Genomic DNA, 12,123 nt, shown 5'->3' on the forward strand with positions numbered 1-12,123 from the left:
TTAATAAGGTTGAAAGGTTTTGTCAATATATCGCAACGGAAACACCAGGCTGACCGAGACATTGATATTATTCAAATTGATCTTATCATTTGCTTCACCTAAAGAGGATAGTTCATTATCCCGGTATTGCTTTTCCCTGTCCGTTATAGATCTAAAGGACTGTTGATAGGACGCAGCCAGTATCGTCCTCACATTGAAGTAATCAAAAGCGGCTCCTAGTCCACCAAGGGCTCCAAAATAGTTCTGAAACTCCTTTGTCACTCCAATGGAAAACTGCCCACCCGGGGACTCTACCCCACCACCTGAGCTGTAATCAAAATAGGTAACCTTAGCATCCTTTCCGGCTGAGATAACAAACGAATAAAATAAGCCTCCAAAGACAAAAGGACTAATTTGACCTCTTCTGTAAATCTCATATTGCAACACCAGCGGAATCTCCAGAAAGTTGACATACTGACTCACATCATATTGCGTGGCAAATTGTGTCTCCCCACCTGTCCCAAACCATTGTCGTTCGCTTGTGTACGAGTAGTTAACATGTTTGTAAGAAGGTTGCAGTCCAATGGAAATGCCCTTATGATAAAAAGAGATATCCATGCCTGCCATGGCTCCGATATCCTGAAAATTATGATAATCCTTTTCCAACTCGCTTGTCTCATAATCTATTGGACTAAAGGCACTCACTTTATCACTCGGAAAAGGTTGAGAGAAATTTGCCCCAAATCGAATACCAAGCCACCACTGTGTATCCAGGAAAGAATCAAATGATGACGGCATCTGCTTGGGACGCTGAGCCAGGAGACTTAATGTAAACAGGCAGCAAACGATGGTTAGCAGACCTCTATTTGCGGATAAATAGACGCTTCGTGTCATTCAGTTTTTGAGATTTGGCTTTAACAAAATAAATACCCGGGCGGGCGTTGTTCAATTGGAAAGTCACAATATGCTTTCCCGGACTCATATTACGCACTGTTCGCATCACCACCTTCCCCTGCATATCGATCAACTCAACAGTCACCGCTTGGTAGTCATTGACCACAATATTAGCCTGGGTATAGTTGCTAGCTGGATTGGGATATAAAGAATCAATTTTATATTTCGCTCTTAAAAAATCAGAACCTGAGGTAATGGTTTCTTTTATCAAATCCATTGGTTCGTAATTAGACCCATCAGGCGCAGGACCAGAAATAAAGTCCCTGAAGAAAATATGATCTGTAATCACCTGGGGCTCAACTCCCATCCATTCGTTCAGGACATTGGCATAGATCTGCCTGTAATCAAACTGCATCTGAACATTATTCTGACTTAAGTCAGGGTTGGTCCCGTACACCCCCGGTTTCACACCAGCTCCGAACATCATCACCGGACCTCCGGTCCCATGATCAGTCCCGTAGCTACCATTGCTGTGTATTCGTCTTCCAAACTCAGACATCGACATTGTCAGTACCCTCTGGGCAAGTCCCCTTTGACTAAGATCTGCATCAAACGCCCGCATGGCCGAAGAGATATGGTACAGTAAGGCTCCGTGAGCTCCCATTGTAGAATCATACGACTCACTCTGATCTGCATGCGTATCAAATCCACCAATTTTTACCAGAAAAACCTTGGTTTTAATGCCCCCTTCGAGCAAACGAGCAATTAACTGAAGTTGTCCATTAAGATTGTTTCTTCTGCTTCCTGCCGGGGCATTAAATGGGTAATATTCAGGATAGGTGACTTTGGTCTCGCTCGCACTTTCATAGATAGCCGCAAGACGCTTGATATAATACTCAGATTTATCCTCCAGCCCCAAAATCCAGTTCATCTCCTTACCGTAGGCGCTATTATTCAAAAAAGCAGGTGGAGTCCCGCGCGGGTCGATCCCTTCATCGGTAAATCCTTCCAGGTTTTCCACCAGAGCTGCGAGGCCCGAGGGTCCGCTACCGAGGCTGATTGAAGTTGGAATGTTTCCGGTCTGATGAAACAAAAGTGATACGTCATTTCCCATCTCCAACGCTAAAGGGTCAAGCATATCAGCAGAAGGAAAATCATCAGGGTAAGAAAGCGGCGCATATTCCTGGTTGAGATAACGTCCTATCCAACCTGATGAGAAGTAATCATCTGCATCACCTCCCATGAACCAAATATCTCTTCCTCGGAAATGCGATCCATTATTATTTTCGTATGAAACACCTTGAAAAACGGCTGCCTTACCCCGATCGTACATTTCCTTAAAATCCTGCATATCAGGGTGTAGCCCTATCTGATCGGAGTCGGCTATGGTACTATCCAAGGGAATGACCGTCCTCAATCCGGACTTATAAGGCAAAGCAATATTGGCTCTTCGGCTGTAGTATTCATCATAGTTTGCTAGTGGAATAAAGGTATTTAGACCGTCATTTCCACCATGCATTTGTAGAATGATCAGTACTCGATCATTGGAGCTTTGCGCTGCCAGTTCCTGTAAGTTTCTATGAGAAGCCAGAATCTGTAGAGGAACCCCATGGAACGCGATGGGAGCTCCCGCCGCAAAACCTAGTCGCTTGATAAAATTTCGTCTTCGCATATTACATCAATTGGTATTCGGGGCTCTGCAACAGTGCATTGAACAAATTAGATAATTGCATTGACATGGTCTCCAGGTCAGTTTGATTATCATACCTGAACGTCCATGAAGCTTCAGGATCTACATCTATGTTATCTCTGTACAAGAAAGCATCCAGGAAATAATTAAGTCTTTCGGGAGTCAGCTCGCTTGTGGATGGTGTGCTGAATGATAGACTGTCGGATACCGGAAGAAAATATTCTGCCAGTGAGATAATCAAATCCTGCCCAACCCGAGCCGTACTATCGGGAATATTGGCTCTCACAAAAGCATACAGGTCAACCCCATCCATTCCTCCGATTCCATTCGCCAGGGTTTCCGCCACAAAATCATATCGTGAGGTCAGGTAATTCGTTGTGATCCAGCTCCGGTTGTAGATGGGGAATTGATGATAAGCCGGATATCCAGCCACCTCGAAAGGCTCATAATAATCCATCCCCTGCAGTGAGGTCGCACTGAGTAGTTCCCGTGCAAATTCATATTCCGTCCCAACCTCAGTACTAAAATCAGGAATGGTTATTTCAAAATTATTCACAAAGCCAATTACTACATCCAATGGTGACTTAATGATACTACCAAACTGGTCATCATCATATCCGACTCCTCCTCCGTAAAATTCCTCACTGGTAAATAAAGCTTCCAGAACGGGATAGATCTTAAAGTTATTAGCAACGAAAACATCCGCCATATCCTGAATGACACCTGCTTGTATTACATCATTGATCTCGTGATAAACAAAGAACCGATATAGCCTGCGACAAATATTAATTGCCGTCTCTTCTTTAGAATAAATCAAATCCACCAGCTGGCTGATCTCCTCCAATGCACTGTCCTCCGTAGCTGCACCATTCACCAAAAGATTAGGGTCTGGACTAATGGTGGCGCCATCCAATCTGGCACTGAAAGTTTTGGTGCCGTTATCATGCTGAATGGCTTCTTCCGCGTCGCCCCGAACCACGCCCCTTGGCAGATCTGTATCCAAATCAAGATTCGAAAAGGTATCGTCAAAATTGAACCCTGAAAACACTCTCGCGGCCTCCTGAACATCAGTTTCAGTATAGTTGTAATAATCTCCATCAAATTCCGGCTCGGGAACAAACCCCTCCAGGCCCCTGCCTATACTAAACAGCTCCAGCATTTCTCGGGCATAATTCTCATTTGGGCTTCCTTTCACATTATAGCGCCCATCGAGAAACACCAACATGGCGTTCTCTACAGAAATTTTGTTGGTCAACGCCTTCAGGTTTACTGGCACATCCACATCCGGCAGTAATGGATCTTCAGCGGGCCTTGTCCCGTCTTCACGATCAAAAGCGTACTTCCTAAATAGCGCACTTTGATAATAAAGTGACCGACTATTGGCCACGATTGATTGCTTGGTAGTAAACAAAGTGTGCAGAAAAAAGACCAGTCGTTCTCTAAACTTATATGCCAGTTGCTGGGCATCAGGAACATCCGCCGCCAACATCTGCCTAACTTGCCATGCATTCAGAAACCTGCGCAAATCAAATTCCTCACTATTGGCATCTGTGGTGCCCGTGGTAATCCATTCCGACCCTGTAGCAGGATCAATGGGCAATGGCACTGACGGCAAATTGGTATCATAAATCTGTGCGAATGCCTGAGCAGGAGTGAGTGCTGCAAAGGTGTCAATATCTGTGATAGACGCTCCAAAGCAGGTTCTTCTCAAAAAATGGGCGGCTCTCTTTTTACCGAGCGGATCGGCTAAGGGAGTGAACGGCATATTAAGTAACAATAAAGGTGGATGACTAATTTAAATCATCGGAAGCAGATTTTATTATAAAAAATCTTGAAATAATTAAAACATAACAAAACCTACCCATCCGGATTATTTTTAGTTTTAGGCACGAAATTCGCCTGTAGATCAAAACGATATACCGCCGACACTAAAAGGAATCATTTGGAATCTATTAAAATTGAGGTATGCTAAAGAAATTCATTATCCCACTACTGTTTGGTTTGGTTTGCGTTGCACAAGCACAAACCGGAGATATGTTCCCTAATCTGGACGGTGAAAGCCTGGTACACGGCGCTGTCAATATCCCTGAAGATACCAAGGGCAAGTACACGCTTATTGGGTTAGCCTTTTCAAAAAAATCAGAGACCGATCTTAAAGGTTGGTTTAACCCTGTCTATCAGCAGTTGATAAAAGAACCAAGCCCGAATGAACTGTTTGCGATGGATTATGATGTGAACGTATTCTTCGTACCTATGCTGACGGGTGCGAAGCGACCGGCCTATGAGCAGGTTATGAAAAAAGTAGAGGAAGATGTGGACAAACAGCTTCACCCACATGTACTCTTTTATAAAGGAACATTGAAAGAATATAAAGACGCATTGGGCATTGATGATAAGAACCTTCCTTACTTCTACTTGTTGGATGATAGTGGCAAGATCGTTTATGCTACAAGTGGAGGCTATTCCGATCGGAAAATGCAAAAGATAGTTGATCTGCTTCCGTTCTAATTTGCTCACCTGATGAAAAAAGGCCCGATTGGCATCTTTGACTCCGGTTATGGTGGACTCACTGTGATGAAAGAAATTGTATCCACCATGCCGGAATATGATTATATCTATCTAGGTGACAATGCAAGAACACCCTACGGGACCAGATCATTTGAGACTATCTATGAATACACGCTGGAATGCGTGAAGTTTCTTTTTGATCAGGGATGCCACCTGGTCATATTGGCCTGTAATACCGCTTCCGCGAAAGCCCTTCGAACCATTCAGCAACGCGATTTACCCGGGATCGACCCGGATAGGCGCATACTTGGAGTGATCCGCCCAACTGCGGAAATGATTGGCAAAATCTCTAAAAGTGGCCATGTCGGTGTCCTTGGAACCTCGGGCACCATTCAGTCTGATTCTTATGTTATCGAGATCGAAAAGCAGACACCGGGGATTGCGGTCTATCAACATGCCTGCCCAATGTGGGTACCGCTGGTGGAAAATGGAGAGTACGAAGGAGATGGCGCGGATTATTTTATTCAAAAAGACCTCAATGCCATTCTCAACCAATCAGAAAAGGTTGACACCCTATTACTGGGATGTACACATTACCCCCTCCTACTTTCCAAAATCCAGCAATTTCTTCCCAAGCACATTCAAATTATTAGTCAGGGAAAAGTCGTTGCGGACAGTCTGAAAGATTACCTAAGCAGACATCCTGAGATGGTGGAAAAATGTTCTATCGGAGGCACACAGACGTTTTTAACCACCGATTCCACCACTAACTTTGATCAGCACGCCGTTCATTTTTTTGGTTCAGAGGTCAGGTCAAGATTTGTGCATATCTAGGTTGTCAGGAGAAAATAAGTTATCTTCAAACAAACCTGCATCACCGTTTCTTAAAATACCCTTAAAGCTTGATCATGCTTCAAAATTGTTGACACTCCTTGAAGTGAGATTGCATAGGCTTGTTATTTTCGCGCCATGGATTTAAGTGAGTTAAGAATTAGCAAAATGGATCATTCAGAAAGTCTGCCCATGGACCTGCTCCTTGTTGGCGACCCTTCTGAGGATCTCATTGAAAAATACCTCCCCTTTAGTGAGGCATTTTGTGCTAAGCTGGGTGAGACAATCGTGGGCGGATTTCTTATGGCCCCAATATCTGACGATGAATTAGAAGTCAAAAATCTTTCTGTATATCCTCAGTTCCAGGGAAAGGGCATTGGGATGGAATTGATTAAGTATGCTATCAGACAGGCGCGTATGGAAACGTACCAGTCTCTAATCGTGAAGACGGCCGATGTAAGTGACCATCAAATCGAATTTTACAAAAAGTTAAAATTCGAACATGAAACCACCGTAAAGGGACATTTTATCCAATATTATAAGGAGCCGGTATTTGAGAATGGGAAAGAAGCCGTGGATCAGCTTGTATTTAGAAGAAAATTATAAATAAATTGATCCCTCATAATTCAATTTCAACTCAACCATCAGAAATGAAAAAACTCTTTATTTATTTAACGCTGAGCGTAGCATTGCTAGCAACAGTATCAGCTCAAGACAAGAAAGTACGCGTAGGACTAAAGTTTGGTTTCCCTAACCTGGCCGGCTTAACTGGGGAATATGTACTCCCTGTTCTTGGTGGGAGAATCGCCCCCAATGTTGACTTTACGAAAATGCCAACAATCTCATTGTTCGGTGCAGAATTCGATTACTCATACTTTAGCCTGGGAGGCAACGTTTACCTAAGAAAAGGCAAAGGTCCATACGCACATGTCGGGTATGGTAATCAAAGTTTTAAAGGATCTTACACTAAAAGTGGTTTGGAAGGATCTGGTAGCGTAAATCTTAGCTATCTCAACTTTAAGCTTGGCGTAAAATCCGGAGGTACATTCTATTTCATGTCTGAAATCGGGTATGCTGCCTTATTGGGTGATTCAGAATTTAAGGTGAAATATCCGGATGGATCGACAGACACCGAAGCAGTACCAAGCATCTTGTCCAAAGGATTAATGATCAATTCTGGTTTTGGCCTTGCCTTTTAATAAAAAAAGAAAATGAAAAGATCCCGACAGAATACAACCAGAATACCCGTCCCTTTTGTCGGGATTTTTTGCTTAATGCTTTTAATTGTGGGCTGTGACTGGCAGGAAGATCAATGCCGTGAAGATCCGGTACCACAATACTTTAACCTTTACATTGTTGACTCAGCTTCCAATCCTGTTATCGGGGATTTAGGAATTTACGATCCTGATTCGATTGAAATCTGGAATAGTGAAACGGGCAACGATATACCTTTTCAGGAAAACCTGGGAGGCAGCTTTCCGGGAGCTCTTGCTATTTATTTTGATACGGAAGGCGACTCCAGTCTCTATAATATACAGTTGGCTGATACTGCCGATGTGCTGGAAATGACCTTAAAATATGCTACCGTACAAGGTAATTGTGGGGAAATTATTCTGTTAGACAAGCTTCTTATTAATGGCTCTCAAGCCACAGAAACTTCAGATAACTATTTCCGGTATACTTTGAATTAAGACGGATCAGGCCGCGATCAGCTCCCTCACTTTCTCAGACATACGAATATTCCGCTGTAGTCTCAGATTCTTGAGTACGTTGGTCATTATTTTCATCTCTGACAACTCAAATTCATAAAGAACCTCAACGTCCTCAGCGTTATCAATCTTATTTACAAGATCTAATTGGTAGTCATTAGTGCGGTAGGAATAAACAAGTATGTATTTCATCTCTGTATGATTTGGTTTCCCAGACGGGCCTAAATAATATTTGATAGCCTTAACCCAACTATCGTTCCAACTTTTAATATTGAAACGGACAGAAATGAAAAAACCCTACCATAGGCAGGGTTTTTAGAATAAAAATATTTTTAATCGCTATTGAGCCGGCTCTACAAATAAGCCTTCATCCGTTTTTTCTACTTTAGCGTAACCTCCTCGGGTAAGCCCTTTGATTGCTTTATCCCATTTCTTATTCGAAAGACCTGTCTGATCTTTGATGACATTCAAATCCGAGCGTCCGGCTTTTTCAATCAGCTCAAAAACCAGCTTTTCATCACCATTCAACTCTACAGCCTTTTGCTTTTTCTCAGGCCTCATTTGAGGGAAAAATAAAACATCCTGAATAGAGTTGGAATTCGTCATGATCATCGCCAAACGGTCAATACCCAATCCAACACCAGCTGTTGGAGGCATTCCAAATTCAAGAGCTCTTAGGAAGTCTTCATCCATCGCCATGGCTTCCTCGTCTCCTCGTTTCGCCAATTCCAACTGCTCCTCAAATCTTGTGCGCTGATCTACCGGGTCATTCAACTCGGAATATGCGTTCATTATCTCCTTACCATTACAGATCGCTTCAAAACGTTCTACAAGCCCGGGCTTGCTTCTATGCTTCTTAGTCAGGGGAGACATTTCCTCCGGATAATCAATGATAAAGGTTGGCTGAATTAATAGCCCTTCACATTTCTCCCCGAAGATTTCATCAATCAATTTTGCCTTCCCCATCGTATCGTCTACAGGCACATCTAATTTCTTGCAAGTCTCTCGAAGCTGTGCTTCATCCATCTCAGAGATATCGATACCTGTGAAATGTTCTATCGCTTCGAACATCGTGAATCGCTTCCACGGTCTTTGGAAGTCAATGACATTATCACCTACCTGCACTTTGGTGTCTCCGTGAAGGTTCATGGCGATTTTTTCCACCATTTCTTCCATGAAGTCCATCATCCAGAAGTAGTCCTTGTAAGCCACATACAGCTCCACCTGGGTAAACTCCGGATTATGAAAACGAGACATCCCCTCGTTTCTAAAGTCTTTGGCAAACTCATATACCCCATCAAATCCACCGACAATCAATCGCTTCAGGTAAAGCTCATTCGCGATACGCAAGTAAAGCGGCATGTCCAGCGTGTTGTGATGCGTCTTAAAAGGGCGTGCAGCTGCTCCCCCATGAATCGGCTGAAGGATAGGAGTCTCCACTTCCAGGTATCCATGGTCGTTCATGAAATCTCGAATGGTATTTACCAATACCGTTCTTTTCTTGAAAGTCTCCTTGATATGCGGGTTTACAATGAGGTCAAGGTAACGCTGACGATATCGTTGTTCAGGATCTGTGAAGGCATCCCATGTTTTCTTATTTCCCTCTTCATCCTCAGCTTCTTTTACAATTGGGAGTGGACGAAGTGATTTAGTCAATAGCTTTAGATCGGTAACGTGGATAGAAATCTCTCCCACCTGTGTGGTAAAAACATATCCTTTGATCCCAATGATGTCACCTATGTCCAGTCTCTTCTTGAAGATGTCGTTGTAAAGGGATTTGTCCTCTCCTTCACAAATATCATCGCGACGGATATAGACCTGAATACGGCCAGTGCTGTCCTGAATTTCAGCGAAGGAAGCTGAACCCATGATCCTACGACTCATCAAACGTCCTGCGATAGAAATATTTTTGTAATCGCTTTTTCTTCGCTCGTAGTTTTCCTTGATGTCCGCGGTGGTGACATTCACCTCAAAAGTGGGCGCCGGATATGGATCCACCCCCGATTTCATCAATTCCTCACGTTCTTGTCTTCTTTGTAGTTCCTGTTCGCTTAACTGCATGGGTACTTATTATTTAATTCAGAGCCTTTTGGGCCTCCTTTCTTCTTTTTAACTCTTTTTTAATGAGTGAAAATTCGCGTCCGCTTTGTCCGGCGATCGAAGTGTTTTCTTCGGCTCTTCGAAACAAATAGGGCAACACCTTGTCTACAGGACCATATGGAACGTATTTCGCCACATTGTATCCTAGAGATGCCAGCTTGAAGCTGATGTTATCACTCATCCCTAAAAGTTGCGCAAAGTAAACTCTTTCATCGCTTTTATCCATGCTATAAGCGTCCATAAGATTGATCAGGTACTGACAAGACTGCTCATTATGCGTTCCGGCACATACAGAAAACCGATCAATATGCTCTACCGCAAAGGTCAGTGCGGCATTGTAATCCCGATCAGTTGCCTCTTTATTAGGCTGTATAGGATCTTTATACCCTTTGTCTTCCGCACGGTCCCGTTCCTTTTCCATATAGGCCCCTCTTACCAGCTTCGCCGCGAAATGGTATCCTTCACCCGTAATTTCATGAAAGGCTTTTTTCATATTTTCCAAAGCCTCATGTCGGTAGAGTTGATAGGTATTATAAACCACGGGTCTTTCCTTATTGTATTTCCTCATGAGCGAATAAGCGATCTCATCGACTACGTCCTGAATCCAGCTTTCCTCTGCATCAATCATAAAATGCATACCATTCTCTGCGACCCGTTCCACGATGCGATCAATGCGGTCAAGTATTTTCTCATACTTAAGCTCCTCCAGTTCGCTCAGCTTTTTACCTGCCTGTTTTTTAGCCATCAGGTCTACTGATCCCAGGCCTGTCATTTTTATCACGCAAAAAGGAATGCTCACATGAGGTTTGGAATAATCCGCTACCCGAAGTGCCTCTTCCATCGTGGCATCGTAACTCGCTTCGGACCCTTCTCCCTCTACGGAATAGTCCAATATTGTTTTTACTTTTCGCTCAGCCAGCTTACGCATGCGGGGCTCACTTCCTGCGTAAGATTCCCCTCCGCAGAACTGATCAAATAACGTTTTTTTGATTAATCCCTTTACCGGAAAATGCACCTTTAATGCAAGGCTCGTCATGAAGGTTCCCGTTTTGACTAACCACGGATGATTCATGGTAGAAAAAACGAAATGTGACTTCTTTAACTCCCAGTTGCTCTTATGAGCAAAGGCCACTGCCGTATCTTCAAAATTGATATTTGAATTTTCTGTCATAGCTTTGAACACTAAAACATAAAGATAGTGGTCAAAAGGCCACAATCTTCCTCAATTTTTGATAGACGGAATCCTGTGAATTTACCTGAATCAATCTTGTTTGTTTCTAACCCAAATGAAGGGTTGAAACAAGTCCTGGCTGAACTAAAACCTGATAAGGTTGCATATCTCGTGGACGAGAATACCCGCGCGCATTGCCTCCCGCTTTTTGATCTTCCGGCAGATGCGAATATCATCGAAATCAAAAGCGGTGAAATCAATAAGAACCTTAATACCTGCGCTGAAATATGGACTGCGCTCACCAATTGGGGATTTAGCAGAAAATCTCTTTTGGTAAATATTGGTGGTGGGGTGATCGGTGATATGGGCGGATTTTGTGCCTCCACTTACAAAAGGGGCATCCGATTCGTTAACTTTCCGACTACGCTGTTGGCCATGGTTGATGCTAATATTGGTGGAAAACTGGGGATAGACTTTATGGGCTTCAAAAACCACCTGGGCGTATTTCAGGATCCGGCAAAGGTTTTGATCAACGTTGAGTTTTTGAAAACGCTTTCACCGCGTGAACTTCGTTCTGGTTTTGCAGAAGTGATCAAACACGGACTCATTCACGATAAACCTTACTGGGAAACGATCGAGAATGGGAAATTCCCGGAATTTGACTGGAAAAGTATTGTCGCCACTTCCGTGGAAATCAAGCACCAGGTAGTAACAGAAGACCCAAAAGAATCCGGGTTAAGAAAAATTCTGAATTTCGGACATACTTTGGGGCATGCTATCGAAACCTGGCATCTCAACCATAACATCAGTTTGCTTCACGGTGAGGCCATTGCGGTAGGCATGATCCTGGAAGGACATCTGGCTATGCAACAGAATACGCTGACTGCGGATGAACTGGAAAGCCTTACGGCTTATATTGACACCACGTATGATCGGATTGCGCTCCCTGAGCTGGATGTGCTTTTCCCGCTTATGCTTCAGGATAAAAAGAATATCGGGAACGAGCTGAGTTTTTCTCTGTTGGACGGAATAGGCAAATGCCTCTTTGATCAAAGGGTAACTGAACCAATGATCATTGCAGCAATGAATTATTATTCAAATCTTAAATAAACAGATTTTCTTTGTCCCCAATATTACTATCCAGTTTAGCTTTGGCAGCTCTATTTTTGAATTTACTGGATTTACGAGGTGTCGCAATGAAAAAAGTTAGAGCACCCAAAAGGAGCGCGATAACAAACGAA

At 43.3% G+C, this 12,123-nt stretch carries 12 protein-coding genes; 6 read left to right on the plus strand and 6 right to left on the minus strand.

The window, feature by feature from the left end:
• From NXR94_RS06485 to NXR94_RS06495, 3 genes are read right to left on the minus strand one after another with little or no spacing between them, the layout of a single operon-like run.
• Window positions 1–873 carry a PorT family protein gene (locus tag NXR94_RS06485; protein WP_258103785.1) on the minus strand — a complete coding sequence of 291 codons (873 nt, stop codon included), beginning with the start codon at window positions 871–873 and terminating at the stop codon, window positions 1–3.
• A complete protein-coding gene (locus NXR94_RS06490) occupies window positions 842–2,545 on the minus strand; it encodes a DUF1501 domain-containing protein (protein ID WP_258103786.1) in 1,704 nt (567 codons plus the stop codon). The genes NXR94_RS06485 and NXR94_RS06490 overlap by 32 nt, the downstream gene beginning before the upstream one ends.
• Window position 2,546: 1 nt before the next feature.
• Window positions 2,547–4,274, minus strand: coding sequence for a DUF1800 family protein (locus NXR94_RS06495; protein ID WP_258103787.1), 1,728 nt, complete (start codon window positions 4,272–4,274; stop codon window positions 2,547–2,549).
• A gap of 254 nt (window positions 4,275–4,528) precedes the next feature.
• Here NXR94_RS06495 and NXR94_RS06500 point away from each other — a divergent pair, with 254 nt between their 5' ends.
• From NXR94_RS06500 to NXR94_RS06520, 5 genes are all read left to right on the plus strand, one after another.
• On the plus strand, window positions 4,529–5,071 hold the full coding sequence (locus tag NXR94_RS06500) for a mitochondrial ATPase complex subunit ATP10 (protein WP_258103788.1): 543 nt from the start codon (window positions 4,529–4,531) through the stop codon (window positions 5,069–5,071).
• A 12-nt stretch (window positions 5,072–5,083) separates the two neighbouring features.
• On the plus strand, window positions 5,084–5,905 hold the full coding sequence (murI, locus tag NXR94_RS06505; RefSeq protein ID WP_258103789.1) for a glutamate racemase: 822 nt from the start codon (window positions 5,084–5,086) through the stop codon (window positions 5,903–5,905).
• 165 nt (window positions 5,906–6,070) lie between these two features.
• On the plus strand, window positions 6,071–6,508 hold the full coding sequence (locus tag NXR94_RS06510; protein WP_258103790.1) for a GNAT family N-acetyltransferase: 438 nt from the start codon (window positions 6,071–6,073) through the stop codon (window positions 6,506–6,508).
• A 44-nt stretch (window positions 6,509–6,552) separates the two neighbouring features.
• Window positions 6,553–7,101, plus strand: a complete 549-nt coding sequence (locus tag NXR94_RS06515; protein ID WP_258103791.1) for a hypothetical protein — start codon at window positions 6,553–6,555, stop codon at window positions 7,099–7,101.
• A gap of 12 nt (window positions 7,102–7,113) precedes the next feature.
• Window positions 7,114–7,593, plus strand: coding sequence for a hypothetical protein (locus tag NXR94_RS06520; RefSeq protein WP_258103792.1), 480 nt, complete (start codon window positions 7,114–7,116; stop codon window positions 7,591–7,593).
• Between the two features lie 6 nt (window positions 7,594–7,599).
• Here NXR94_RS06520 and NXR94_RS06525 read toward each other — a convergent pair whose 3' ends face one another.
• From NXR94_RS06525 to NXR94_RS06535, 3 genes are all read right to left on the minus strand, one after another.
• The gene (locus tag NXR94_RS06525) at window positions 7,600–7,803 is read right to left on the minus strand and encodes a hypothetical protein (RefSeq protein ID WP_258103793.1); all 204 of its coding nucleotides are present in this window, start codon (window positions 7,801–7,803) and stop codon (window positions 7,600–7,602) included.
• A gap of 147 nt (window positions 7,804–7,950) precedes the next feature.
• Window positions 7,951–9,672 carry a lysine--tRNA ligase gene (lysS, locus tag NXR94_RS06530; protein ID WP_258103794.1) on the minus strand — a complete coding sequence of 574 codons (1,722 nt, stop codon included), beginning with the start codon at window positions 9,670–9,672 and terminating at the stop codon, window positions 7,951–7,953.
• A 13-nt stretch (window positions 9,673–9,685) separates the two neighbouring features.
• On the minus strand, window positions 9,686–10,882 hold the full coding sequence (locus tag NXR94_RS06535) for a proline dehydrogenase family protein (RefSeq protein ID WP_258103795.1): 1,197 nt from the start codon (window positions 10,880–10,882) through the stop codon (window positions 9,686–9,688).
• Between the two features lie 75 nt (window positions 10,883–10,957).
• On the opposite strand from NXR94_RS06535, the gene aroB reads away from it, so the two are divergent.
• Window positions 10,958–11,992, plus strand: a complete 1,035-nt coding sequence (aroB, locus tag NXR94_RS06540; RefSeq protein WP_258103796.1) for a 3-dehydroquinate synthase — start codon at window positions 10,958–10,960, stop codon at window positions 11,990–11,992.
• Window positions 11,993–12,123: the final 131 nt, after the last annotated feature.

Source organism: Marinoscillum sp. MHG1-6, from assembly GCF_024714475.1.
Lineage (GTDB): Bacteria > Bacteroidota > Bacteroidia > Cytophagales > Cyclobacteriaceae > JAMZMI01.

Bases quoted from the DNA above. Each gene is read 5' to 3' on its own strand.
- NXR94_RS06485 (WP_258103785.1), bottom strand. From the start codon at position 873: ATGACACGAAGCGTCTATTTATCCGCAAATAGAGGTCTGCTAACCATC.
- NXR94_RS06490 (WP_258103786.1), bottom strand. From the start codon at position 2,545: ATGCGAAGACGAAATTTTATCAAGCGACTAGGTTTTGCGGCGGGAGCT.
- NXR94_RS06500 (WP_258103788.1), top strand. From the start codon at position 4,529: ATGCTAAAGAAATTCATTATCCCACTACTGTTTGGTTTGGTTTGCGTT.
- murI (WP_258103789.1), top strand. From the start codon at position 5,084: ATGAAAAAAGGCCCGATTGGCATCTTTGACTCCGGTTATGGTGGACTC.
- NXR94_RS06510 (WP_258103790.1), top strand. From the start codon at position 6,071: ATGGATCATTCAGAAAGTCTGCCCATGGACCTGCTCCTTGTTGGCGAC.
- NXR94_RS06515 (WP_258103791.1), top strand. From the start codon at position 6,553: ATGAAAAAACTCTTTATTTATTTAACGCTGAGCGTAGCATTGCTAGCA.
- NXR94_RS06520 (WP_258103792.1), top strand. From the start codon at position 7,114: ATGAAAAGATCCCGACAGAATACAACCAGAATACCCGTCCCTTTTGTC.
- NXR94_RS06525 (WP_258103793.1), bottom strand. From the start codon at position 7,803: ATGAAATACATACTTGTTTATTCCTACCGCACTAATGACTACCAATTA.
- lysS (WP_258103794.1), bottom strand. From the start codon at position 9,672: ATGCAGTTAAGCGAACAGGAACTACAAAGAAGACAAGAACGTGAGGAA.
- NXR94_RS06535 (WP_258103795.1), bottom strand. From the start codon at position 10,882: ATGACAGAAAATTCAAATATCAATTTTGAAGATACGGCAGTGGCCTTT.